General features: G+C 63.3%; 25 protein-coding genes and 1 riboswitch. Of the genes, 20 read left to right on the plus strand and 5 right to left on the minus strand.

All coding sequences use genetic code 11. The features are described from left to right. Nucleotides 1-21 precede the first annotated feature (21 nt). From BN1136_RS17470 to BN1136_RS17530, 13 genes are all read left to right on the plus strand, one after another. Nucleotides 22-996 carry a PstS family phosphate ABC transporter substrate-binding protein gene (locus BN1136_RS17470; protein ID WP_043758844.1) on the plus strand — a complete coding sequence of 325 codons (975 nt, stop codon included), beginning with the start codon at nucleotides 22-24 and terminating at the stop codon, nucleotides 994-996. Between the two features lie 153 nt (nucleotides 997-1,149). Further along, nucleotides 1,150-1,965 carry a M48 family metallopeptidase gene (locus BN1136_RS17475; protein ID WP_152552597.1) on the plus strand — a complete coding sequence of 272 codons (816 nt, stop codon included), beginning with the start codon at nucleotides 1,150-1,152 and terminating at the stop codon, nucleotides 1,963-1,965. Further along, nucleotides 1,953-2,459, plus strand: a complete 507-nt coding sequence (locus BN1136_RS17480) for a GNAT family N-acetyltransferase (RefSeq protein WP_043758848.1) — start codon at nucleotides 1,953-1,955, stop codon at nucleotides 2,457-2,459. The genes BN1136_RS17475 and BN1136_RS17480 overlap by 13 nt, the downstream gene beginning before the upstream one ends. 110 nt (nucleotides 2,460-2,569) lie before the next feature. After that, nucleotides 2,570-3,472: an ROK family protein gene (locus BN1136_RS17485; RefSeq protein WP_043758850.1), complete on the plus strand. Its 903-nt coding sequence runs from the start codon at nucleotides 2,570-2,572 to the stop codon at nucleotides 3,470-3,472. 42 nt (nucleotides 3,473-3,514) lie between these two features. Continuing rightward, entirely contained in the window at nucleotides 3,515-4,240 is a 726-nt protein-coding gene (locus tag BN1136_RS17490; RefSeq protein WP_043758851.1) for a copper homeostasis protein CutC, read from the plus strand. A gap of 277 nt (nucleotides 4,241-4,517) precedes the next feature. Further along, nucleotides 4,518-5,129 carry a BamJ family beta-barrel-assembly machinery protein gene (locus tag BN1136_RS17495; RefSeq protein WP_043758853.1) on the plus strand — a complete coding sequence of 204 codons (612 nt, stop codon included), beginning with the start codon at nucleotides 4,518-4,520 and terminating at the stop codon, nucleotides 5,127-5,129. A 147-nt stretch (nucleotides 5,130-5,276) separates the two neighbouring features. After that, nucleotides 5,277-6,158, plus strand: a complete 882-nt coding sequence (locus tag BN1136_RS17500) for an ABC transporter ATP-binding protein (RefSeq protein WP_043758855.1) — start codon at nucleotides 5,277-5,279, stop codon at nucleotides 6,156-6,158. A 76-nt stretch (nucleotides 6,159-6,234) separates the two neighbouring features. Further along, nucleotides 6,235-7,248 (plus strand): ABC transporter permease, encoded by a 1,014-nt coding sequence (locus BN1136_RS17505; RefSeq protein WP_043758856.1) that lies wholly within the window; start codon nucleotides 6,235-6,237, stop codon nucleotides 7,246-7,248. Next, nucleotides 7,245-7,544, plus strand: coding sequence for a DUF2845 domain-containing protein (locus tag BN1136_RS17510; RefSeq protein WP_081843642.1), 300 nt, complete (start codon nucleotides 7,245-7,247; stop codon nucleotides 7,542-7,544). Before BN1136_RS17505 ends, BN1136_RS17510 begins: the two co-directional genes overlap by 4 nt. Nucleotides 7,545-8,011: 467 nt before the next feature. Then, the gene (locus BN1136_RS17515; RefSeq protein ID WP_043758859.1) at nucleotides 8,012-9,031 is read left to right on the plus strand and encodes an amino acid ABC transporter substrate-binding protein; all 1,020 of its coding nucleotides are present in this window, start codon (nucleotides 8,012-8,014) and stop codon (nucleotides 9,029-9,031) included. Nucleotides 9,032-9,091: 60 nt separating this feature from the next. Then, nucleotides 9,092-10,279 carry an amino acid ABC transporter permease gene (locus tag BN1136_RS17520; protein ID WP_043758860.1) on the plus strand — a complete coding sequence of 396 codons (1,188 nt, stop codon included), beginning with the start codon at nucleotides 9,092-9,094 and terminating at the stop codon, nucleotides 10,277-10,279. Nucleotides 10,280-10,288: 9 nt separating this feature from the next. Further along, complete coding sequence (locus BN1136_RS17525; protein WP_043758862.1) at nucleotides 10,289-11,383, plus strand: amino acid ABC transporter permease; 1,095 nt, start codon at nucleotides 10,289-10,291, stop codon at nucleotides 11,381-11,383. 13 nt (nucleotides 11,384-11,396) lie between these two features. Further along, complete coding sequence (locus BN1136_RS17530) at nucleotides 11,397-12,140, plus strand: amino acid ABC transporter ATP-binding protein (protein ID WP_043758863.1); 744 nt, start codon at nucleotides 11,397-11,399, stop codon at nucleotides 12,138-12,140. A 101-nt stretch (nucleotides 12,141-12,241) separates the two neighbouring features. On the opposite strand, the gene BN1136_RS17535 is transcribed toward BN1136_RS17530, so the two are convergent. Next, nucleotides 12,242-12,457: a DUF1107 family protein gene (locus BN1136_RS17535; protein ID WP_043758865.1), complete on the minus strand. Its 216-nt coding sequence runs from the start codon at nucleotides 12,455-12,457 to the stop codon at nucleotides 12,242-12,244. Between the two features lie 196 nt (nucleotides 12,458-12,653). Between BN1136_RS17535 and yfcD the strand changes: the two genes are divergently transcribed. The 3 genes from yfcD to BN1136_RS17550 all read left to right on the plus strand — a co-directional run bounded on the left by yfcD (nucleotide 12,654) and on the right by BN1136_RS17550 (nucleotide 14,822). After that, nucleotides 12,654-13,154 carry an NUDIX hydrolase YfcD gene (gene yfcD / locus BN1136_RS17540; RefSeq protein WP_043758867.1) on the plus strand — a complete coding sequence of 167 codons (501 nt, stop codon included), beginning with the start codon at nucleotides 12,654-12,656 and terminating at the stop codon, nucleotides 13,152-13,154. A gap of 102 nt (nucleotides 13,155-13,256) precedes the next feature. Continuing rightward, nucleotides 13,257-13,730, plus strand: coding sequence for a peroxiredoxin (locus tag BN1136_RS17545; RefSeq protein WP_043758870.1), 474 nt, complete (start codon nucleotides 13,257-13,259; stop codon nucleotides 13,728-13,730). Nucleotides 13,731-13,853: 123 nt separating this feature from the next. After that, a complete protein-coding gene (locus tag BN1136_RS17550; RefSeq protein WP_043758872.1) occupies nucleotides 13,854-14,822 on the plus strand; it encodes a calcium/sodium antiporter in 969 nt (322 codons plus the stop codon). Between the two features lie 68 nt (nucleotides 14,823-14,890). Here BN1136_RS17550 and BN1136_RS17555 read toward each other — a convergent pair whose 3' ends face one another. After that, a complete protein-coding gene (locus BN1136_RS17555; protein ID WP_043758874.1) occupies nucleotides 14,891-16,039 on the minus strand; it encodes a type III PLP-dependent enzyme in 1,149 nt (382 codons plus the stop codon). Nucleotides 16,040-16,545: 506 nt separating this feature from the next. Further along, nucleotides 16,546-16,656, plus strand: a riboswitch (glycine riboswitch). Nucleotides 16,657-16,763: 107 nt separating this feature from the next. Between BN1136_RS17555 and BN1136_RS17560 the strand changes: the two genes are divergently transcribed. Beyond that, the gene (locus tag BN1136_RS17560) at nucleotides 16,764-18,140 is read left to right on the plus strand and encodes an alanine/glycine:cation symporter family protein (protein ID WP_043758877.1); all 1,377 of its coding nucleotides are present in this window, start codon (nucleotides 16,764-16,766) and stop codon (nucleotides 18,138-18,140) included. 103 nt (nucleotides 18,141-18,243) lie between these two features. Here the strand turns inward: BN1136_RS17560 and BN1136_RS17565 are convergent, their stop codons facing one another. After that, on the minus strand, nucleotides 18,244-18,945 hold the full coding sequence (locus BN1136_RS17565) for a lipoyl protein ligase domain-containing protein (protein WP_043758879.1): 702 nt from the start codon (nucleotides 18,943-18,945) through the stop codon (nucleotides 18,244-18,246). 242 nt (nucleotides 18,946-19,187) lie between these two features. Between BN1136_RS17565 and BN1136_RS17570 the strand changes: the two genes are divergently transcribed. Next, nucleotides 19,188-20,327 (plus strand): GGDEF domain-containing protein, encoded by a 1,140-nt coding sequence (locus BN1136_RS17570; protein WP_043758880.1) that lies wholly within the window; start codon nucleotides 19,188-19,190, stop codon nucleotides 20,325-20,327. A 21-nt stretch (nucleotides 20,328-20,348) separates the two neighbouring features. On the opposite strand, the gene BN1136_RS17575 is transcribed toward BN1136_RS17570, so the two are convergent. Then, nucleotides 20,349-20,597, minus strand: coding sequence for a YciN family protein (locus BN1136_RS17575; RefSeq protein WP_043758882.1), 249 nt, complete (start codon nucleotides 20,595-20,597; stop codon nucleotides 20,349-20,351). 130 nt (nucleotides 20,598-20,727) lie between these two features. Next, nucleotides 20,728-22,107: an MATE family efflux transporter gene (locus BN1136_RS17580; protein ID WP_043758884.1), complete on the minus strand. Its 1,380-nt coding sequence runs from the start codon at nucleotides 22,105-22,107 to the stop codon at nucleotides 20,728-20,730. A gap of 120 nt (nucleotides 22,108-22,227) precedes the next feature. On the opposite strand from BN1136_RS17580, the gene BN1136_RS17585 reads away from it, so the two are divergent. Together BN1136_RS17585 and BN1136_RS17590 are read left to right on the plus strand one after the other, a co-directional pair. Next, a complete protein-coding gene (locus BN1136_RS17585; protein ID WP_043758886.1) occupies nucleotides 22,228-23,085 on the plus strand; it encodes a helix-turn-helix transcriptional regulator in 858 nt (285 codons plus the stop codon). A gap of 55 nt (nucleotides 23,086-23,140) precedes the next feature. Beyond that, on the plus strand, nucleotides 23,141-24,397 hold a 1,257-nt coding region (locus tag BN1136_RS17590), incomplete at its 3' end, for an NAD-dependent malic enzyme (RefSeq protein ID WP_043808994.1).

Below are 24,397 nucleotides of genomic sequence, written 5' to 3' on the forward strand. Positions count from 1 at the left end.
CCTTGGACTTGGAGAGATTGGATGAAACTCAACAAACTGGCTGGTGTCATCGGATTCACCGCTGCAACCCTGTTTTCTGTCAGCGCACTGGCCTACGGTGTCGACAAGGATCTGCCGGAATACGCACCGACCAGCGGCATCTCGGGCAACCTGTCCTCTGTCGGCTCGGACACCCTGGCCAACATGATGACCCTGTGGGCCGAAGAATTTAAGCGCATGTACCCCAACGTCAACGTGCAGATCCAGGCCGCCGGTTCCTCTACCGCGCCCACTGCCCTGACCGAAGGCGTCGCCCAGTTTGGCCCCATGAGCCGTGCCATGAAGGCCGGTGAAGAGGAAGCCTTCGAGAAGCGCTACGGCTACAAGCCGACCGCCATCCGCGTCGCGGTCGATGCCCTGGCGGTGTTCGTCAACAAGGACAACCCCATCAAGGGTCTGACCATGTCGCAAATCGACGCCATCTTCTCCAGCACCCTCAAGTGCGGCGAACCCAAGGCAGCCACCAAATGGTCCGATCTGGGTCTGGATGGCAGCTGGTCCGGCAAGGATCTGCAGCTGTTCGGTCGCAACTCCGTGTCCGGCACCTACGGTTACTTCAAGGAGCACGCCCTGTGCAACGGTGACTTCAAGAGCGGCGTGAACGAACAGCCGGGCTCTGCCTCCGTGGTGCAGTCCGTCTCCTCCTCCCTGAACGGCATCGGCTACTCCGGCATCGGTTACGTCACCTCCGGCGTGCGCGCCGTGCCGCTCTCCAAGGATGGCAAGACCTTTATCGAGGCGACCTCGGACAACGCCATCACCGGCAAGTACCCGCTCTCCCGCTTCCTGTACGTCTACGTGAACAAGCACCCGAACAAGCCGCTCTCCCCGATGGAGCAGGAATTCGTGAAGATGATGCTCTCCAAGGCGGGCCAGAGCATAGTGGCGAAGGATGGCTATGTGCCGGTACCGGCCAAGGTGGTGCAGGCCGACCTGAAGAAACTGGGCATCATGTAATCACTCATGTCCCAGCAGCAAAAACGAGCCCCAAGCGGGCTCGTTTTTATTTTGGCGCCCTGGGATCTTTTTGGTCGCAGGGCGCGGTTGCTGGCTTGCACCGGGCGACGGCATTTCCGAAAATAGGGCAACTTCATGGTTAAGGACCTTTTCATGCGCGCCTCCTCCCTGTCCCTCTTCGCCCTGACAGCCCTGTGCAGTTCCCTGCTGGCCGGTTGTGCCCAGTCGCCGACCGGCCGCAGCCAGATGCTGCTCTTCTCCCCCCAGCAGATGAGCCAGCTGGGGGCCGACTCCTTCGAGCAGATGAAGCAGCAGGAGAAGGTGAGCAAGGATGCCAGGATGAATGCCTATGTCTCCTGCGTGGCCAGGGCGGTGACCGCCCAGGTGCCCGCCAGCTATGGCATCACCAGCTGGGAGGTGGTGGTGTTCGACTCCAAGGAGGTCAACGCCTTCGCCCTGCCCGGCGGCAAGATCGGCGTCTACAGCGGCCTGCTCAAGGTGGCCAGGAATCAGGACCAGCTCGCCACCGTCATCGGTCACGAGCTGACCCACGTGCTGGCCCAGCACTCCAACGAGCGTCTCTCCCGCGACCAGCTGACCGGCCTCGGGCTGGCGGTGGCCGATGCGGCCATCGGCAGCAGTAGCAGCCTCGGGGGGGCGGCCACCATGGCGGCCCTGGGTCTCGGGGTCCAGGTGGGGATCGCCCTGCCCTATGGCCGGACCCAGGAGAGCGAGGCGGACAGGCTCGGTCTCGAGCTGATGGCGCGCGCCGGTTTCAACCCGGCCGAGGCCATTCCCCTGTGGCAGAACATGAGCGCCGCCTCCGGGGGCAAGGCCCCGCCCCAGCTGCTCTCCACCCACCCCAGCGACCAGAGCCGGATCGCGGAGTTGCAGGCCCAGCAGGGCGAGGTGCAGCCCCTGTATCAGCAGGCGAGAGCCGCAGGGCTGGTACCCCAGTGCAAGGCATAACGCTGCGCCTGGCCCGGGCTGCCGACGCCGCCGCCATGACGGTGATGCAGCGGGCCAGCTGGCTGGCGGCCTATGGCGGCGTGCTCGGCAGCGACATGCTGGCCCAGCTCGCCGTCACCGATCATCTTCACATCTGGCGCCAGCGGCTCGCCGAGGCCGGCCCCATCCCCATGCTGATCTGCCGGGACGAGGTGGTCATCGGCCTGCTCTACTGGCAAACGTCCGAGGAAGAGGGACTGATGACGGCGCGCATTCGGGCGCTCTATCTTCACCCGGATCACTGGCGTCAGGGCCATGGCAAGCGGTTGTGGCAGGCGGTGGCGGTGCAGATGCGCCGGGCCGGCTGCGAGTGCGTCAGGCTCTGGCTGCTCGACGGCAATCACATCGGCGAGGGATTCTACCTGCGCCGCGGCTTCGTGTTCGACGGTCAGGAGCGTACCCTGACCAGCCTTGGCCAACCTTGCCAGCAACGACAAATGTTCCGCTTGCTTTGATTTCTCTCCCGTTTTTCGCCCCAGGTCACTTTATTTTTTTTGCGAATTAATACAATGTGCCCCATCTGGACAGACTGAGGTGGACGGGTCCACCGGCAAGGGAGTGTGGCATGTATTACGGATTTGATATCGGTGGCACCAAGATCGTGTTCTCGGTGTACGACGGCGCCCTGGCTCTCTGCCATGAGGAGCGCATGAGTACGCCGGGCAACGACTATCAGGCGCTCCAACAGGCGATCCGTGAGCGAGTCGAGGCGGCCGACGTGCGTTTTGGCGTGAAGGGGGCCGTGGGGATCGGGTTTCCCGGCATCCTCAATCGTCTCGACGGAAGCATAGTGGCGGCGAACCTACCCGCCATTCACGGTCGTCACCTGGGGGCGGATCTGGCCGAGCTGCTGGGTCGTCCGGTCAGGGTGGACAACGATGCCAACTGCTTCCTCTGGTCCGAAGTACACCAGGGAGCGGCCGAGGGGGCCGACAGTGCGCTGGGCGTCACTATCGGTACCGGGATAGGCGGCGCCGTCTATCTGGCGGGGCGCCTCATCCAGGGGCGCAACTGGCTGGCCGGCGAGATTGGCCACTACCCGTTGCCGGCCACCATCCTGATGAAATACCCCGACCTACCCCGTCCCCGTTGCGGCTGCGGCCGTCTGGTCTGTTTCGAGACCTACGCCTCGGGCACCGGCCTGGAGCGGCTCTATCACCACTTTCGCGGGGAGCGCGCCAGCGGTCACCAGATCGTCGAGCGTGCCGAGGCCCGGGAGCCTGCGGCGCTCTCGACCATCGACTGCTGGCTGGAGATCCTGGCAGCCGGCATCGCCACCGCCATCTCGGTGATCGATCCGGACGTGGTGGTGCTGGGGGGGGGGCTTAGCGCCCTGCCAGCCCTGTATGAAGAGCTGCCCAAACGCCTGCCCGGCCATCTGCTTCCCGGCGTCGCCCTGCCCGAGATCCGCGAGGCCCGCTTTGGCGGGGCCGGCGGTGTGCGTGGGGCCGCCCTGCTCAATCTGTGAGATCGGACCGCGGGTCTGATCTCCCCGAATCAAGGAGTCATCATGACCCGTCTTGAAATCTGTATCGACAACCTGGAGTCCCTGTTTACCGCTCAGGAGGCCGGCGCCGATCGCATCGAGCTCTGCTCTGCCCTGGGACTCGGCGGCCTGACCCCCTCCTACGGCTTCATGCAGCAGGTGGCACGCCATGCCACTGTGCCCGTCTATGCCATGATCCGTCCCCGAGCCGGGGATTTCTGCTTTGGCGACGACGAGTTCGAGATCATGCTGCAGGACATCGCCGCCGCCCGCGCCGCCGGCCTGCAGGGGGTGGTGGTCGGCCTGCTGGACGAAGAGGGGCGGGTGCCCGCCGCCAGGCTCCGCCAGCTGGTGGAGGCGGCAGGGCCGCTCGGGGTCACCTTCCACCGCGCCATCGATCTCTGCTCCGACTGGCGTGCCGATCTGGAGGTGATCGTGACCGCAGGTTGCGAGCGCATCCTGAGCTCAGGCCATGCGCCGACCGCGCTGGCAGGGCTCGAGACCCTGCAGGCCATGCAGCAGTCGCTGGCGGGCCGCGCCAGCCTGATGCCGGGGGCCGGGGTCAATGCCGACAACGTGCGCACCATCATCGAGTTCACCGGGGTGAGCGAGGTACACATGTCCGGTATGGGCTGGCGTGGCGGCATGGTGCCACATGGCGTCAACATGGGCACCTCGGACGACGGCCGCGTGAATATCACGGATGGTGCCAAGGTGGCCGCGGTGCGGGCGTTGCTGGATCAGGCCTGACGAGACGGGGGCATGGTGTCTCCCCCGGCGGCGTCAATATGGGTACCTCGGACGACGGCCGCGTGAATATCACGGATGGCGCCAAGGTGGCCGCGGTGTGGGCCCTGATTGACCGGGCTTGAAGAAAGCACCTAAGCAAAATGTCGCCAGCCTGTTGCCCGCTTGTGTGAACTCTCTCCCACGGGCGGGCAAATCAGGGCTGCCGCCCGCAGCACGGCGCCCAAAAGTCTGTTATCATCCCGTCTCTTTTACCATCAGGACCCGGAGCAATCTCTCAATGTCCCAATACGACTCTATCGAACAGAAGGCCAGCTACGGCATCGGCCGCAACATGGGTGATCAACTGGCGCAGCAAGCCTTCGCCGGTCTGGATATCCCGGCCCTGCAACAAGGTCTGGCAGATGCCCTGAACGGTCTGGAGTTCGCGGTCAGCCGTGACGATATCAACGATGCCTTCCAGGTCATCACCGCCCGCATGCAGGAAGAGCAGGAAGCTGCCGCCAAGGCCGCTGCCGCCGAAGGCGAAGCCTTCCTGGCCGACAACGCCAAGCGCGCCGAAGTGAACGTGACCGACTCCGGTCTGCAGTACGAAGTCATGGTTGAAGGCAACGGCGCCGTGCCGGTGGCCGGTCAGTCCGTGCGCGTGCACTACCACGGTACCTTCACCCACGGTGGCGTGTTCGACAGCTCCGTCGCCCGCGGCCAGCCGGCCGAGTTCCCGGTGACTGGCGTCATCGCCGGCTGGGTAGAAGCCCTGCAGCTGATGCCGGTTGGCTCCAAGTGGAAGCTCTACATTCCGCAGGATCTGGCATACGGTGCCCGTGGCGCCGGCTCCATCCCGCCGTACTCCGCTCTGGTGTTCGAAGTGGAACTGCTGGACATCCTGTGATCCGGCTGATGAGATGAAAACGGCGACCCCAGGGTCGCCGTTTGTTTTTGTGCGCTTCTTCGCCCTCTCCGCAATGGGCTTTGTGTCTGCGCGGGGGATTTGGATATAGTCAGAGCGTCGCCATCCGGCCGCGCGAGGAGAGACGCCATGGCAGCCATCATCGAGGTCGTCGATCTCGTCAAGCACTTCCCCGGCGTCAGGGCGGTGGACGGGCTCAGCTTCGCCATTTCTGCCGGCTGCTGTTTCGGCCTGCTCGGTCCGAACGGGGCGGGCAAGACCACCTGCATAGAGTTGCTGGAGGGGATCCTCTCACCGGACAGCGGCGAGATCCTGTTTCACGGCGCGCCGCAGGGCCCCGATTACCGCTCTCGCATCGGCATCCAGTTCCAGCACACGGCGCTGCAGGACTTTCTGACGGTACGGGATACCCTGCGCCTGTTCGCCAGTCTCTACCCCAATCCTCTGCCGCGGGAGCTGCTCATCGAGCTGTGCGCCTTGGGCGAGTTCATCGACAGGGACAGTCGCAAGCTCTCCGGTGGTCAGCGTCAGCGCCTGCTGCTGGCCCTGGCCCTGCTCGGCGACCCCGAACTGCTGTTTCTGGATGAACCCACGACGGGGCTGGATCCCCAGGCCCGCCACCATTTCTGGGAGCGTATCGAGGCGATCAAGGCCCAGGGCAAGACGGTGGTGCTCACCACCCACTACATGGATGAAGCGCAGCAGCTGTGCGATCAGATTGCCATCGTCGATCACGGCCACCTGCTGAGCCTGGATACCCCGGGGGCCCTGCTGGCCCACCACTTCGACGGCGTGCTGGTGCGCCTGGCGGATCACCCGGCCCTGGTCGGGCTTGGTTACCCCCTGCGCCCGGCGGGCGATCAGGTGGAGCTGAGCTGCCCCGACGTGGCGGCCTTGCTGCCGCGGCTGCTGAGCCTCGGCGTGCCGCTCACCGGCATGCAGGTGCGTTCCCCCAATCTGGAGGATCTCTTCCTGCACCTGACCGGCCATAGCCTGCGGAGCGGCGCATGAAGGGGCGCATTTGCTGTGAGGGAAGAGGTGTGTGCCAGGTGATTGTCCAACGGGTGCCAGGTGCGAGGAGCAGAAGATGACGGGAGCCATGAAGCGCATCGGCGCGCTCTTTTACGCCAGAACCCTCGAATTCGTGCGCGATCGGGCCGCCCTGGTGTGGAACCTGGTCTTCCCGCTCTTGCTGGTGATCGGCTTCTCCCTCATCTTCTCGGGTCCCCCCAAGCCCCTGGTGCAGATAGGGGTAGTGGGGGCTCTGCCCGCCACCTACGCTCCCCTGCACGATGTCCCGCTGCTCAGGATCATCCCCTATGACGAGGCGGAGAAGGGGCGGCTCAAGGTGCGCCACCATCAGCTGGACCTGCTGATTTCGCCGGGGGAGGGGCGCTACTGGATCAACCCGGATGCTCCCCAGGGGGCCATGGCCGAATACCTGCTGCGCCAGGCGGTGTCCCTGCCGCTGCACAGGGAGGCCCTGAGGGGCAGAGCCATCCGCTACGGCGACTGGTTGCTGCCCGGGGTCATCGGCATGAACCTGATGTTCTCCGGTCTGTTCGGCGTCGGCTTCGTCATCGTGCGCTATCGCAAGAACGGAGTGCTCAAACGGCTTGGCGCCACGCCGCTCTCGGCCGCCGAGTTTCTCTGCGCCCAGTTGCTGTCGCGAGTGATGATTACGCTGGTCGTGAGCCTGCTGGTCTTTCTGGTGGCCTATTGGCTGCTGGATGTGCCCCTGCTCGGGTCTGGCTGGTTGCTGCTGCTGATCGCCCTGGTCGGCGGGACGGCCATGGCCTCCCTCGGCCTGCTCATCGCCGCCCGGATCCAGAACGAGGAGCTGGCGAGCGGTTTGCTCAATCTCATCAGCTTGCCCATGATGTTCTTGTCCGGCGTCTGGTTCTCGCTGGAGGGCTCTCCCCCCTGGTTGCAGGCCGTGGGGGCCCGTCTTCCCCTGAGCCAGATCATCGAGGCGGCCCGCGCCGTGATGCTGGAAGGGGCGGGGTGGCAGGCGGTGGCGGGGAGTCTGAGCCAGGTCATGCTGTTTGCCCTGGCGTGTATCGCGCTGGGTTCGATCCTGTTCAAATGGAGTGCAAAATGAAACCTATTCTGTGGTTGCTGCTGGTGGCGGTCTTGCCCGTGCATGCCGGCACCCTGCGCTGCAAGAGCGCCTTGCTGACCGAGGGTGACACCACGGCCGAGCTCTTGATCCGCTGTGGTCAGCCCCTGCTCAAGGAGGATCTCACCCGCTACGAGGAGAACGGCTTCGGAGCGCGGATGACGGTCAAGTATGCCGAACGCTGGACCTACAACTTCGGCAAGAGCGAGTTCATGCAATTCGTCACCGTCGAGAACGGCGTCATCACCGAGATCGAAGACGGCCCCCGCGGCGGTTGATCCCTCCCGACCCGGGGGCGCACGCCAAATGTGGCAATGTGGCTCCGGCCTCCCTCCCGGCTTGTGCCACCCTCGCCCCCACGTTTTCATGTCCTCTCTCCAGGCTGCCCTATCTTGGTTCATCCCTCCCAATAGTGGGCCCTGTTGGCAAAATAATTCGCTTGATGAGTGCGTTGTCAGCGGAATTTTCCGCCCCATTCCGGTGCGTCCGATTTTTTTGCGAAAAATAATCCTCACACTCGAGGAGGCTTTTAACAGCAGGCCATTTTGCAAATAAGGGTCTATTTTTGATTCTAAGAGTGCATATCGACCCGCTTGCCTATTTTGTGCTGTTGCACCAGATTTGGGCCGGTTTGCACCGATTGACAGGTTTTTGAGTCGCTCGATAAGCTGCGAAAAAGCAGGTAAATGAAGGCATCTTGCCAGGTTTTGATGCCTATTTGAATCAAACCACAGGGAAGAGTGAGATGAAGCAGATACACAAGGCAGGTATGGTAATGGTGCTGTCGCTGGTGGCAGCCAATGCGTGGGCCGACGGCACACTGGATGCGGTCAAGAAGAAGGGATTCGTGCAGTGCGGGGTGGGCGATGGCCTGCCTGGCTTCTCCAATCCGGATGCCAAGGGCACCTGGACCGGTCTGGACGTGGACGTGTGCCGGGCCGTGGCTGCGGCCGTGCTGGGGGATGCCGGCAAGGTCAAGTATGTCTCCCTCACCGCCAAGGAGCGGTTCACCGCCCTGCAGTCCGGCGAGGTGGATCTGTTGTCGCGCAACACCACCTGGACCCTGACCCGGGACGGGTCGCTGGGTCTGACCTTTGCCGGGGTGAACTACTACGATGGCCAGGGCTTCCTGGTCAAGCAGTCCCTCGGGGTCAAGAGCGCCAAGGAGCTCGACGGCGCCGCCGTCTGCATCCAGTCCGGTACCACCACAGAGCTCAACCTGGCGGACTATTTCCGCGCCAATGGTGGCATGAAATATACCCCTGTGGTGTTCGATACCTCGGATCAGACCGTCAAGGGGTTCGAGGCGGGGCGCTGCGACGTGCTGACCTCGGATCAGTCCCAGCTCTATGCCCTCAAGATCAAGCTCACCAAGCCGGCGGAGGCCATGGTGCTGCCTGAGGTGATCTCCAAGGAGCCACTGGGGCCTGCCGTGCGCCAGGGGGACGATCAGTGGTTCAAGGTGGTGCGCTGGAGTCTGAACGCCATGCTCAACGCCGAGGAAGCCGGGGTCACCAGTGCCAACGTGGATGAGATGCTCAAGTCCACCAACCCGGATATCCGCCGTCTGCTGGGGCTGGAAGAGCCCAAGGGCTCGGTGCTGGGGCTCGATGACAAGTGGGCCTACAACATCGTCAAACAGGTCGGCAACTACGGCGAATCCTTCGATCGCAACGTCGGTGCCGGCTCCCCCCTCAAGATCGATCGCGGTATCAACGCGCTCTGGAACAAGGGTGGCCTGATGTACGCGCCGCCCATCCGCTGAGTCGACAACAATCGGGGGGCAAGGCCCCCCATTTCCCCTGGCTTTGTCGGAGTCATCCTCATGGCGTTACACGCATCAAACCATAGGAAAGAACAGGGCCGCTGGTGGTATGACGCCAAGGTGCGGGCATTGATCTTCCAGTGCCTGGCCATCGCGGTCGTTGTCGGGTTCCTGTTCTACATCGTCAACAATGCCCTGACCAATCTGGCCACCCGTGGCATCACCACCGGCTTCGGTTTCCTGGGCAACACGGCTGGCTTCGGCATTCTGCAGAGCCTGATCTCCTATGACGAAACCTATACCTTCGGCCGTACCTTTGTGGTGGGGCTGCTCAACACCCTGCTGGTTTCCGTGCTCGGCATCCTGTTTGCCACCCTGCTCGGTTTCATGCTCGGGGTGGCGCGTCTGTCGCGCAACTGGCTGGTGGCGCGGATTGCGGCCGTCTACATAGAGACGTTTCGCAACATCCCGCTGCTGCTGCAGATCTTCTTCTGGTACTTCTCGGTGCTGCGTACTCTGCCATCACCGCGCCAGAGCGTGGATCTGGGGGGGCTCGCCTTCCTCAACGTGCGGGGCTTCTATCTACCCAAGCCGGTGTTCGAAGAGGGATTCGGTTACGTGCTCTGGGCCCTGCTGATCGCCGTGGTGCTGAGCTGGGGACTGAGCCGCTGGGCACGGCGCCGTCAGGCCCTGACCGGCAGGATATTCCCGTTCTGGCGCTGTGCGGCCGGGTTGGTCATTCTGCTCCCGGCCGTCACCTTCCTGCTGGCGGGCAGTCCGCTCAGCTGGAGCGTGCCAGCGTTGCAGGGATTCAACTTCCGGGGAGGGATGACGGTCCTGCCCGAGCTTGCGGCTCTGCTGCTGGCGCTGACCATCTACACGGCGGCCTTCATCGCGGAGATAGTGCGCTCCGGCATCCTGGCCATCAGCAAGGGGCAGACGGAGGCCGCCTCCGCACTCGGGCTCTCCCCCGCCAAGACGTTGCGGCTGGTGATCATTCCCCAGGCGATGCGGGTCATCATCCCTCCCTTGACCAGCCAGTATCTGAACCTTACCAAGAACTCCTCGCTGGCCACGGCCATCGGCTATCCGGATCTGGTGTCTGTCTTCATGGGCACCACCCTCAACCAGACCGGGCAGGCCATCGAGGTCATCGCCATGACCATGGGGGTCTATCTCGTCATCAGTATCACCACCTCGGTGCTGATGAACATCTACAACCGCAGGATGACGCTGGTGGAGCGCTAGGGAGCTGTCATGTTCGTGAACGAATTGCAGGAGGCCTTGCCGCCTCCCAGCCATCGCCGGGGCCTGGTCGCCTGGCTCAGGCAGAATCTGTTTCCCAACTGGTGGAACGGCCTGTTGACCATGGCGCTGGCCTATCTGCTGCTGCCACTGATCTGGTCCGCCCTGGACTGGGCGCTGTTCTCGGCCACCTGGCAGGGGAACAGCCGTGAAGCCTGCGCCGAGGGAGGGGCGTGCTGGATCTTCATCGAGAGCCGGCTGGGGCAGTATCTCTATGGCTTCTATCCGGCCGATCAGTACTGGCGCATCAACCTGACCTTCGCCGGCCTGGCGGTGCTGCTGGCCTTGCTCATCTGGCCAAAGACCCCTCGCAAGGGGGGGCTGGCGCTCTTTACCCTGCTGGTGTTTCCTGTCATCGCCTTCTTCCTCATCCATGGTGGGGCTGGGCTGGAGGTGGTGGAGACGAACCGCTGGGGGGGGCTGATGCTGACCCTGGTGCTGGCGGTGGTGGGCATAGTGGTCGCCCTGCCGTTCGGTATCCTGCTGGCGCTGGGACGTCGCTCCCACATGCCGGTCATCTCCAGCCTCTCCACTGTCTACATCGAGTTCTGGCGGGCGGTGCCGCTCATCACAGTGCTCTTCATGGCGTCCGTCATGCTGCCGCTGTTCATGAGTACCGAGGTGGAGCTCGACAAGCTGCTGAGGGCGCTCATCGGCATCATCCTGTTCCAGGCGGCCTATGTGGCGGAAGTGGTGAGAGGGGGGTTGCAGGCAATACCCAAGGGGCAGTACGAGGCGGGGGATGCCCTGGGGCTCTCCTACTGGAAGGTGATGGGACTCATCATCATGCCGCAGGCCCTCAAGATCACCATCCCCTCGCTGGTGAACACCTTTATCTCCCTGTTCAAGGACACCAGCCTGGTGCTCATCATCGGGCTGTTCGATCTGTTGGCCATCTCCAAGGTGGCGCTGGCGGATCCAGCCTGGCTGGGGTATTCCACCGAGGCGTATGTCTTTATCGCCATGATTTTCTGGATGTTCTGTTTTGGCATGTCCCGCTACTCCATCTATCTGGAGCGCAAACTCAACACGGGCCACAAGCATTAGGAGTAGTTTCGAGATGAAAACGGACGCTGTCGTCGAACTGAAAGCAGTCAACAAGTGGTACGGTGAATTTCATGTGCTGCGCAACATCAACCTGCAGGTGGGCAGAGGAGAGAAGATCGTCATCTGCGGCCCATCTGGCTCAGGCAAGTCCACCATGATCCGCTGCATCAACCGGCTGGAGGAGCACCAGAGCGGACACATCCTGGTCAAGGGCACGGCCCTGACCTCGGATCTCAAGAACATCGAGGCGGTGCGCCGGGAGGTGGGGATGGTGTTCCAGCACTTCAACCTCTTCCCCCATCTGACCGTGCTGGAGAATTGCTGCCTTGCCCCCATCTGGGTCAAGCAGTTGCCACGCAAGGAGGCCGAGGAGATCGCCATGAACTTCCTGCGCCGGGTCCGGATCCCGGAGCAGGCGCTGAAGTACCCGGGCCAGCTCTCCGGCGGTCAGCAGCAGCGGGTCGCCATCGCCCGCAGTCTCTGCATGAATCCCCAGGTCATGCTGTTTGACGAACCCACCTCGGCGCTCGACCCCGAAATGGTGCGCGAGGTGCTGGACGTCATGGTGGAGCTGGCCCACGAGGGGATGACCATGCTCTGCGTCACCCACGAGATGGGGTTTGCCAAGCAGGTGGCGGATCGGGTGATCTTCATGGACAGAGGGCAGATCATCGAGGAGAACGTGCCGGATCAGTTCTTCGACAACCCCCAGTCGGATCGGACCAAGCTGTTCCTCTCCCAGATCCTGCAGCATTGAGCCCATCGGGTGCGACGTCGCCCATAAAAAAAGCCCGCACGCTACGGTGAGCGGCGGGCAAGCAAGAGCATGGAAGCAGACTACAGACAGAAAGGAGTATGTCAGCCCGGCAGCAGGGTGGTGGTGCGCAGGTCGCGCACGGCCAGGTTGATCTGGCGGGCCAGACGCAGGGCCTGACGACAGCTCAGCCCTGTCACATCGATGACGCCCCCCTGAAACTCGAACCGTCCCATCGCCTCTACCATGAAACTTCCATGATGGAAGCTCTTGATATAGCGGGCTATTCGACGGGGAGACAACTGCTTGAACACCTTCATGACCAGAGACCCTGTTGCTTGGACAGGGCACACTATGCCCAGCAAGGGTGACAGTGATGTGACAATTGTGGGTGGTTTGTATGAATCCGCTTTTCGGCATGACGGCCTCAGGGGCTGGCGAGGGAAAAAGTAGTGCCGTACAAGGCCCTGGCCCCGATATACTGCGGCCATCTCTGGATTGACGAAGGTGCCGCGTGTGGAGTGGGTGGACATAGTAGATGAACAGGACAGGGTGATCGGGGTGGCGGAGCGTGCCAGGGTGCGTCAGGAGAACCTGCGCCATCGTGCCAGCTATATCCTGGTGCTGGATGACACCGGGCGCGTGCTGGTGCAACGGCGTACCCTGGCCAAGGACTTCTGTCCCGGCATGCTGGATGCCTGCGCCGGCGGCGTGGTGACCACGGGGGAGGCGATGGCGCCTTCCGCCCGGCGCGAGCTGGCGGAGGAGCTGGGGATTCGCGACGTCCCCCTGCAGGATTTCGGCACCTTCTATGCAGAAGGGGAGGCGAGGGGCGGGGCTTACCGGGTCTGGGGCGGCCTCTTCAGCTGCCATTATCAGGGGCCTGTGCAGCTGCAGGCGGAGGAGGTGAGCGAGGTGCACTGGATGAGCCTCGACGAGATCGCCGGGCGGGCCGAGGAGTTCACGCCGGACTCCCTGCTGGCGATCGCAACCTGGCAGGCGCGGCGCTCGCAGTAGTGCCATGTTGCCAAACCCCGAAGGCCGTCCGGTTGACCGGTGTCGTTGCCCTTCGGCTTGGAGTAGACTGGGCCTCTTTCGGTCACCTAAGGATGCGTCATCATGATCACGGTCGGTCAATCCCTGCCTACAGGGGAATTTACCTTTATCACCGCCGAGGGCAAGCAGGTACTGGACACCCGGGCCCTGTTTGCAGGCAAGCGGGTGGTGCTGTTTGCCGTCCCCGGCGCCTTTACCCCCACCTGCTCCAACGCCCATCTTCCTGGCTACGTGGTGCTGGCGGACCAGTTCAAAGCTGCGGGGGTGGATACCATCTGCTGCCTGTCGGTCAACGATGCCTTCGTGATGAAGGCGTGGCAGCAGGCCCAGAACGCCGATGCCATCACCATGCTGGCGGACGGTGACGGCAGCTGGACCCGGGCACTGGGTCTTGCCAAGGAGACCGGTGCCTTTGGCGGCGTGCGCGCCCAGCGCTTCGCTCTCATCGCCAACGACGGTGTGGTGGAGCAGCTCTTCGTGGAGGCGCCCGGCAAGTTCGAGGTCTCCGATGCCCAGAGTCTGCTGGCGGCGCTGTGAAAGATTAATCGTTGTTTGATTAGTCCTTGAAATAGCAAGCGGCCCCGTTACACTGAGCCCGTTTTTGGATGGAGCCAGGCTTGCGCCTGGCTCTCGTGTTTGCCGTGGATGAGATGGAAGAATATGACCCTGGCTTTTGTTGCCTTGATTGCCGGACTGGCGTTGCTGGTCTGGAGTGCGGACAAGTTTGTGGACGGCGCCGCCGCGACCGCCCGTTATGCCGGCATGCCGCCGCTGCTCATCGGCATGGTGATCATCGGTTTTGGTACCTCTGCTCCCGAGATGGTGGTGTCGGCCCTGGCCGCGTCCCAGGGCAATCCCGGGCTCGCGCTCGGTAACGCCTATGGCTCCAACATCACCAACATCGCCCTGATCCTGGGCCTGACGGCCCTTATCAGCCCCATCGCCGTGGCTTCCCAGGTGGTACGCAAGGAGATCCCCATCCTGCTCGGCATCACGCTGCTCTCCGGTGCCCTGCTCATCGACGGCCATCTGGGCCGCACCGATGCGGTCATTCTGGGGGCCGTGTTCGTGGCGTTGATGGGCTGGTCCATCTGGGCCGGCATGAACGGCAAGGGCGATGCGCTGGATACGGAGACCGAGGAAGACATCGAGAGTGAGGGCATGTCCCTCAAGGTCGCGCTGTTCTGGCTGGTGCTGGGGCTGGTGCTGCTCATCGGTGCCTCCCGCCTGCTGGTGTGGGGGGCGGTGACCATCGCCCAGGGCTTTGGCATCAGCGATCTGGTGATTGGTCTCACCATCGTCGCCGTCGGTACCTCGTTGCCGGAGCTCGCTTCCTCCCTCATCGCCATTCGCAAGAACGAGCACGATCTGGCCCTTGGCAACGTGCTGGGCTCCAACCTGTTCAACACCCTGGCGGTGGTGGGCATCGCCGCCGGCATCCAGCCGCTGGAAGTGGCGCCCGAGGTGCTCTCCCGGGACTGGAGCCTGATGATGGGTCTGACCCTGGTGCTGCTGGTGATGTGCCTGGGCCGCAAGGGACAGGGGCGTATCAACCGGCTGGAGGGGGGCGTGCTGCTCGCCTGCTTCGTCGCCTACACCGGTTGGCTGCTGACGAGCCAGTTCATCTAGCCTGACGATGAAACGAGAGAGGGGAAGCCGATGCTTCCCCTCTTTTTTTGTGCGCTGTGTTGTGCCCGTCAGGCCACGGCGACCAGTTTCTGCTTCTGGGCGCTGTCCAGGATGAGGATGCTCGCCTTGGGGAAGAAGTTGAAGGTGGAGGCCGACGCCCAGGTGTAGGCACCCATCACCCTGCCCACGACCAGCTCCCCAATCTCGAGATCCGGCAGCATGATGCCATCGCGAATGACGTCCACGCTGTCGCAGGTCGGGCCGGAGAGCACGGCATTGTGCAGCGGGCCCTGGGCGTAGGGGGTGCTTACCGGGTAGGTGACATGGTCGTAGAGCTGGCCGTTGTAGCTGCCGTAGAGACCGTCATCCAGGTAGTACCAGATCTTGTCGCCGCGGTGGGCCTTGCCCATGACGCTGGCCACCGAGGTCATGGCCGGCGCACTGATGAAACGGCCCGGCTCGGCAATCTTCTGCACGGTGGCGGGCAGCTTGGCCAGGGCCTCGCGGATGGGGGCGCAGAAGCCGTCGATGTCGAACTCGCCCCCGTCATAGTCGACCGGGAAGCCGCCGCCGATATCCAGCACCCAGGGCTTGAGCCCGAGCGCCCAGGCCTGCTCCATGATCTCGCGGCAGGCGTCGATGGCCTGTACGTGGCGACGGGGGTGGGGGACCTGGGAGCCGACGTGGAACGACAGCCCCATCACCTTGATCCCCTTGGCCTGGGCCAGCTGCAGCAGCGGCAGTGCCTGCTCCGGCGTGCAGCCGAACTTCTTGGAGAGGTCGACCTTGGTCTCGGGGTTCGGGAAGCTCACCCGCAGCAGCAGTTTCACCTCGTCCTTGTAGGGCAGGAATTTCTCCAGCTCCAGCGGGTTGTCGTAGACGAACACGGTGCAGCCGTACTCCAGCGCATAGCGGATGTCGCTGTCGCGCTTGATGGGATGGGTATGAATGCAGCGTCCCGGGCGGACACCCTGACTGCGCACCAGATCCACTTCGCCATTGGTGGCCAGATCGAAACAGGCCCCCTCTTCCTTCAAGACAGAGACCACTGCCTCGTGGGGCAGGGGTTTGAGTGCATAGTGCAATCGTACATCGGGCAGGGCGGCCGCCAGGGCCCGATACTGTTTGCGGACGGCTGCCTTGTCGAGCAGCAGCAGGGGGGAGCCGAATTGTTCAACCAGCTGACGGTAATCTTGTGCAACCAGGGTCTCGTTCATTCTCTTTTGGTCATCCTTAGGGGGCGTGATATGCCCAAGCCATATGCGATTGAACCGGCGACGGCCGGGTCAGGCGAGCGGTCCGGTGGGACCAACCAGGCACACTGCATAACTTCCTTGCGAAGTGCTTAGTTATGCGCGGGATTATCGGCTTATTGAGTTTGTGTGCAACCCTTTTGATTGAATATGTCGGCAAGTTTTTCTGGTCGAGACGAAAGGGGCTATCGATATAAACCCCCAGTCGAGCGTCGGAAGAAGCCGAATCCGGTGGTGGGAGGTAAAGTATTGATAGTTAACAAACATTTAGCATTTACCCCGTTCAGGGGGGAGAACGGAAAAAAGCGGCGGAGCAGGGCACGAGTGCGAGACAGCTCACATTTTTTGGATTACCATGCCCGCTTCCTAATCCAAACTAGTTCGGATGAAGGTAGCAGGAGAGCGATGGGCGACCATCCACCGAAGAAGTGAATCTTTCAGGTACCGGGCAACCGGTGTGGACTGCTACTGGACGATACTCTGGAGAGACCCGTTGAATCGGGCGCCGAAGGAGCAAGGCACCGTGATTGCATCGCAATCTGGCGCCGGAAACTCTCAGGCAAAAGGACAGAGGGGATGGGATGGTTGTACCTGGGCTTGGCCCGCATCCGATCGCCTCTGGCCGATCGCGACACCTATGGGAAGATCATCCTTCTCCTCCTTAATCGTTGTTTTTTAAGGAGGATGCATGTCATCAATTCAATCGGCGCTGGCCGCCATCGATAGCCTTGTCTGGGGGCCACCCCTGCTGATCCTGCTGGTCGGGACCGGCATCTATCTTACTCTGCGTCTGGGTCTGCTTCAGATCGTGCGTTTGCCGCTCGCTCTCAAGCTGGTCTTTGGCCGCGATCAGGGCCAGGGCAAGCAGGGGGATGTCTCCAGCTTCGGCGCCCTCTGCACCGCCCTCTCCGCCACCATAGGTACCGGCAACATCGTCGGGGTCGCCACCGCCATCAAGCTGGGCGGCCCGGGCGCCCTGTTCTGGATGTGGATGGCCGCCCTGTTCGGCATGGCCACCAAGTACGCCGAGTGCCTGCTGGCGGTGAAATATCGCCAGCAGGACGCCAACGGCCAGATGGCGGGCGGCCCCATGTACTATCTGGAGAAGGGGCTCGGCTCCAGGCCGCTCGCCAAGCTGTTCGCCCTGTTCGGCATCGGCGTCGCCTTCTTCGGCATCGGCACCTTTCCCCAAGTCAACGCCATCAGTGATGCCATGAGCCTCTCCTTCTCGGTACCCCGTGAAGTGACCGCCGTGGTGCTGACCCTGATCGTGGCGCTGGTGACCCTGGGGGGCATCCAGTCCATCTCCAGCGTGTCGAGCAAGGTGGTGCCCTTCATGGCCATCTTCTACATCGTCGCCTGTCTGGGCGTGCTGGTGAACAACGCCAGCGCCCTGCCCGATGCCGTCATGCTGGTGATTGAGAGTGCCTTCACCGGCCATGCGGCGACCGGCGGCTTTGTCGGCGCCGGCATCATGCTGGCGATCCAGTCCGGGGTGGCGCGCGGCGTCTTCTCCAACGAGTCGGGACTGGGGTCGGCCCCCATCGCGGCGGCAGCGGCCAAGACGGATTCCTGCGTGGAGCAGGGGCTGGTTTCCATGACCGGCACCTTCATCGACACCATCATCATCTGCACCATGACCGGCCTGACCCTGGTGGTGACCGGAGTGTGGAGCGGCGATGCGAGCGGCGCGGCCATGACCAGCCTGGCCTTTGCCCAGGGGCTGGATGCCCATGTCGGTCAATACCTGGTGAGCATCGGCCTCCTGTTCTTCGCCTTTACCACCATTCTTGGCTGGAACTACTACGGCGAGCGCTGCACCGAGTACCTGTTCGGAGTGAAGGCGATCAAGCCCTATCGCCTGGTCTATCTGGTGCTGGTGGCGAGCGGTGCCTTCCTGCATCTGGACATGATTTGGCTCCTGGCCGACATCGTCAACGGCCTGATGGCGGTGCCCAACCTCATCGGTCTCATCGGCCTGCGCCACGTGGTGATTGCCGAGACCCGCGCCTACTTCAGCCGGGACCGGGATACGGAGTCCGAGCCCGAGCCGCAGACGGCCTGATGCCACGACCATCCATTCAAATAAAAAAGCCACGACCCGGGTCGTGGCTTTTTTGTTGGACCGTTGAAGGGAATGGTCACTCAAGGGGGCCACGGAAGAGCACTTAATCAGCCGTCAGCAGCCGTTGCAATCTGTGGTTGACCTCGACCACCAGTTCTCCAGGGTTCCCTTGCCAATGTATGGCCTGCGCCAGGGTGGTGGAGGTGCCGGGCGAGAAGCGCAGCTCCCCGCCCGCCAGCTCGTAGAAGCGGCTCGCCATCCGGGTGCCTTCATCCACGTTGCCGGCCACCAGCAGCATGGCCTGAGCCAGCACGGCGCCACCGTGATCCTGCCCGGGGGCCAGCCAGCGCTGGGCGGTACCGGTCACCTTGCGCCCCCCGATCACCAGGTTGTACTGGCCGTCGCAAAACGAGCCGGGCACGAAATCATAGCTTCCCTCGAGGCCGTATCCGGCCAGCACACTCAGCAGCGGTGCCCCCAGCAAGCGGTAGTAGTGGGCGAGATCCGTGGTGGTGCGGGGCAGCATGAGGGACAGATTGAGGATGCCGGCGCCGTGGGGCACGGCGGTGCCGCCGCTGTCGCGCACGAACACGGGCCAGCCCTCGGCGGCAAGCTGCTCGCAGGCGTCCTGGTAGCGGGGCAAGCGGGTGTCCTTGCGGGTGACGATGAGGCACTGCGGGGCCTGCCAGAGGTGGGCGCGGGGCTGACCGTCCCGGGCGCACTCCCGCAGCCAGAGTTGCTCCTGGGCGAGGATGTGATCCGGCGTGTGACCTTCAGGCAGAGGGGGAAGCAGGCGATAGGGCATGGCAGGATCCTGAAGATTGACGGGTCTTGCACACTACCCGTGGCGGGCAGGCAGGTAAAGCCCCGCACGGCGGGGCTTTACCTGTGACATGGCGGGGCGTCAGGCCTGGGGAGTGTGTTCTGGCAGCAGCAGGTTCATGATGATGGCGGTGAGGCCGCTTCCGTCACAAACCGGGCGCATGCTGATGCATCCCGACGGGGACGGTGTAAAATGAGCCCTCAGTTGGAAGATGGAGACTCTGGATGCTGAAGCTGTCGGAGTTCTGGAGTGCCCGTGCCCACTCCGAAGACTTTACCCTGACCCGCATGGGCTTCATGACGGTGCGGCTGCGGTTGCTGACCTGCCTGCTGATGGTGGGACTCCCCACCTGGGCGCTGGTGGACTGGCTGACCCTGCCTGCGGCCCAGTTCGAGGCGCTGTTCCAGCTTCGGATCTTCTGCCTGCTTGCCCTCTCGCCGCTGATCCCGCTCTCCTATCTCATCCACTTCAGGCGCGAACGCATGAAGCTGGCGCTGGGTTATCTGATGGCGGTGATGATGCTCTTCTCCCTCATCTGCCTGCACAGCTTCGGTGCGGATCAGGAGCTGCAGGCGGGCTACATGGCGTTTCCCTACCTGCTCATCAGCCTGTTTGCCATCTTCCCCATTCCCCTCTCTCTCAGCCTGCAGCTGGCGGGAGGCATTCTTATCACCATGCTGGCCGGCAACTGGCTGCTGGTGGGTCAGCCAGTCTGGAGCGTGCAGACCCTCAACCAGATCTGGTTGCTGGGGCTCTTTGCCATCGCCAGTGCCTGGGTGCAGTGCGGCCAGCTCAACATGCTGTTGCAGCTCTACCGGGAGTCCACCACGGACGAGCTGACCGGCATGATGAACCGCCGTCTGCTGATGAAACAGCTGGAGAAGGCGAGGGCCGCCATGATCCGCAAACAGACGCCGTTTGCCGTGCTGCTGCTGGATCTGGACCGCTTCAAGCGCATCAACGACACCTTCGGCCATCTGGCGGGGGATGCGGTGCTCAAGGAGGTGGCGGCGACCCTGGCGGAGCAGCTGGAACCCGGCATGGTGCTGGGGCGCTACGGTGGCGAGGAGTTTGCCATCCTGCTGCCCCGCTGTCCGGATCAGGCCCAGGCAACACGGGTGGCGGAGCGGCTGCGAGTGGCGGTGGAGGCGCGGCTGGTGAAGAGCCCGACGTCCGACGAGCTGCTGGAGGTGACGGTGAGTATCGGCCTGACCCTGGCCCGGCGAGGCGAGGGCATCGAGGCGCTGCTCAACCGGGTGGACGAGTGTCTCTACATGGCCAAGATGGCGGGGCGCAACTGTGTGGTGGGGGAAGCCGGCAAGGTACCCGACGAGCCTTCTGCCGCCGGGATGGATGCCGCCTGAGGGCGGCATCCCGGGGCGGGATCAGCCCAGCCGGTATTTGCCAGAGAGCTGCTGGGCCAGCAGCTTGAACATGTTGAACACCGCCATGGTCTTGCCGGTCGGGGTACCATCTTCGGCCAGGAAGAACTCCCCCTTGAACACCAGGATGTCCCCCTTCTGCTCCACCGTGTCGGCGCGCATGCCGTGGATGAAGTCCTCGTGTTCCCGGATGATCTTGTTGGCCATCTCCAGCAGGGCCGTCTCGGTGATCAGCTCTTTTTGTGGTTGCATGTGCATCTCCTTTAACGACTGCTGACGGGGCGGGGCGTGCCCCGTCGCTGATTGAAGAGGTGGCCAGCATACTGCAAAGGGGGATTTTCTGTCATTGATATGACCCCGCATTTGCCCGGCTTGCCCCCTCTCAGCCCATCACCAGGTTGCGAAGCCAGCGGCGCTGTCGAATGCGGCGCTGCACCAGCAATACCTTGGAGAGCTCCTCCAGCAGCACCACGGCCACCACCCAGGAGAGGGGCCAGCCGAGCAGGCTGACCGCCACCCAGGCAAGCGGCAGGCCGATGCACCACATGCCGACGATGTCGATGAAGATGCTGTAGTTCACATCTCCCCCCGAACGCAGCACGCCGACGATACCCACCATGTTGAATACCTTGAGCAACATGCCGAGGCACAGGATGGCAAGTACCTGGCCCGCTTCCCCCATCAGTTCGCCGGGCAGATTGCCGACCCATTGGAGCAGGCTGGCCTGCATCAGCCAGACGGCGATCCCCACCAGCAGGGCCCCGACGGGGGCAAGCAGCAGGAAGAGCTGGGAGTGCTGCCAGGCCTCGTCATACTCCTCGGCCCCGAGCCGGTGGCCGAGCAGGGTGGAGCAGGCCACCGCCAGCCCGAAGAAGAGGGAGATGAGGATGCTCTCGAGCGTCCCGAGGGTGGTCATGATGGCCAGCGAATCGGTGCCGAGGTGAGCGTAGAGGAAGCCGTAGAGCAGCATGCCGAAGGCCCAGAGTCCGTCGTGCAGCAACAACGGCAGGGCGATCAGGGTGAAGCGCACCACCTCCTTGCGGCGAAAGGCCGCCCACCAGTCTGCCCTGCGCGGCACCAGACGGGGTTCGATGCGCCACACGTAGAGGAGCAGCAGTGCGGTCTGCAGCAGCCGTGAAATCGTGGTGCCCCAGGCCGAGCCAGCCACCCCCATGGCCTCGAAGCCGAAGTGGCCGAAGATGAGGGCATAGTTGAGGATGACGTTGGCAAGGATGGCGACGATGCCAATCCGGGTCGGCGCCGCCGCATTGCCGACCGAGCGCAGGGCCGCCTCCAGGGGGACCACCACGGCGGTGCAGAGGATGGTCGCGCCGGTGATCATCAGGAACTCGTCGGCCAGGGCGCGCAGTGCGGGATCCTGGCTGGCAAAGCCCAGCACGCTGCCCGGCGAGAGCAGGTAGACGAGGGCAAACGGCAGGCTCACCGCCAGGGCGCCCACCAGGGCCAGGGCCAGGGAGCGGCGCACCCCGGCCATCTCTCCGCGACCGTAATACTGCGCCGCCAACACCGAGACCCCGCCCGAGAGGCCCGCGATCACCAGCAGATTGAAGAAGAAGACCCGGTTGCCCAAGCCGACCGCCGCCACTGCCGTGGTGCCGAGCTGGCTCACCATCATGATGTCGATGAGACCGAGCAGGGAGAACATCATGGACTGCAGCGAGACCGGCAGGGCCAGCCGCCACAATCGGGTCATGAACTCGCGATCGGTGGTTTGTTTTAAAATCGCTTGCCAATAATTCATGTATGTTAACCGGGTATATGAAAATCAATGTTTGTCGTGGGTATGATAAGGAAGGTAAGGGATGGCTTCACTGTGAGCCTCTCTCTGCTTTCTTGTGCAAAACTATCCTGTTGAGGTGTTATGCCCTTTGCGAACGAATGTCTTGAGATAGCCCCCTCCTGCGAGGAGCGCATGCTGGGGCGTGAAGGCCTGCCCCTGCTCGGCGAGGCGGGCATCTTCCTGACCGGATTGTCGAACATACGGGAGCACTACCTGATCCGTCGCAACCGGCCCGAATTTCACATCCTCATGATGAGCCACGACGAGGGGGGCGCTCTGCTCACCGATGATGGGGAGCGGGTCATTCCTGCCGGGGCCCTGGTCTTCCTGCCCGCGGCCGTACCGGGGGGCCTAAAGCTGGTGGGGGAGCAGTGGCGCACCAGCTGGATCCTGCTGGACGACGTGCCGCGCTGGCAGCACCTGCACCGGCTCGGTCACCGTATCTGGCAGGGGGAGGAGGGAGATCAGCTCTATCATCTGCTCAGCCTGATGCAGGGGGAGGGCATACGCTCGCCGCTGCAACCCCAGCTGCTGAGCCTGCTGCTCGCCCTGCTGGACAGAACCCTGCAGGGGGAGGGGCGCGGCACGCCGGAGCTGCGGCTGCAGGCGCTGTTTCGCCGGGTGGAGGCACGTCTGGACGAGCCCTGGAGCGTGGTCCTGCTCGCGGATCAGATGGCCTGCTCCGTGCCTCACCTGCATCGCCTCTGCCGGCAGGCGTTCGGCATGGGGCCCATGGCCTGGCTCACCCAGTTGCGTATGAACAAGGCGCGCCAGCTGCTGCTCTACACCAACTGGCCGCTGGCCGAGCTGGCCAGCCGGGTCGGGTACAGCGACGGGGCCAACTTTGCGAACCGCTTTCGCCGGCTGACTGGTCAGACCCCCGGGGCCTTTCGTCGCCTGGGTCGCAAACCTTTTGCCACGGACGTGCAAACCCTTTGAAATTGTTGCCCCAAGCCCATAGGATCGACGGGCCACACAGTCAAGGTACAGATCCATGTTTGAAGATAATAATCAGAAACGTCCCCTCTATATTCCCTATGCAGGCCCGGCCCTGCTGGAGACGCCCCTGCTCAACAAGGGCAGCGCCTTCACCAGCGAAGAGCGCAGCAGCTTCAACCTGGAAGGCCTGTTGCCCCAGAACATCGAGACCATCGAGGAGCAGGCGGAGCGTGCCTATCGCCAGTTCATGGGCTTTGGCAACGACATGGACAAGCACATCTATCTGCGCAACATCCAGGACACCAACGAGACCCTGTTCTACCGTCTGCTGAACAACCACCTGACCGAGATGCTGCCGGTCATCTACACCCCGACAGTGGGCAAGGCGTGCGAGGAGTTCTCCAACATCTATCGCCGTGCGCGCGGCCTTTTCATCTCCTATCCGGACAAGGACAGGATCGATGACATGCTGCAAAACGCCACCAAGCAGAACGTCAAGGTGATCGTGGTCACCGACGGCGAGCGCATCCTGGGCCTGGGCGATCAGGGCATCGGCGGCATGGGCATTCCCATCGGCAAGCTCTCCCTCTACACCGCCTGTGGCGGCATCTCCCCGGCCTATTGCCTGCCGGTGGTGCTGGACGTGGGCACCAACAACCAGCAGCTGCTGAACGACCCCTTCTACATGGGCTGGCGCCACCCGCGCATCTCCGGGGAGGAGTACGACGAGTTCGTCGATGCCTTCATCCAGGCGGTCAAGCGTCGCTGGCCGGATATCCTGCTGCAGTTCGAGGACTTCGCCCAGGGCAATGCCACCCCGCTGCTCAACCGCTACAAGGACGAGCTGTGCTGCTTCAACGATGACATCCAGGGCACCGCCGCCGTGACCCTGGGCAGCCTCATCGCCGCCTGCAAGGCCTCCGGCGCCAAGCTCTCCGAGAAGCGGGTCGCCTTCCTCGGTGCCGGGAGCGCGGGTTGCGGCATCGCCGAGCAGATCGTGGCGCAGATGAAGGCCGAAGGGCTGACGGATGCCGAGGCGCGCGGCCGGGTCTTCATGGTGGACCGCTTCGGTCTCATCACCGACAAGATCCCGAACCAGCTCGACTTCCAGCGCAAGCTGTCCCAGCCGCTGGAGCGCATCAAGGATTGGCCGGTGGGGGACAACATCTCCCTGCTGGAGGTGATGGAGCACGGTCGCCCCGACATCCTGATCGGGGTCTCCGGCCAGCCTGGCCTGTTCACCGAAGAGGTGGTGAAGACCATGCACAAACACTGTGCCCGTCCCATCATCTTCCCGCTCTCCAACCCCACC

Origin of the sequence: Aeromonas taiwanensis (assembly GCF_000820165.1) — a bacterium.
In the GTDB taxonomy this organism is placed as follows: Bacteria; Pseudomonadota; Gammaproteobacteria; order Enterobacterales; family Aeromonadaceae; genus Aeromonas; species Aeromonas taiwanensis.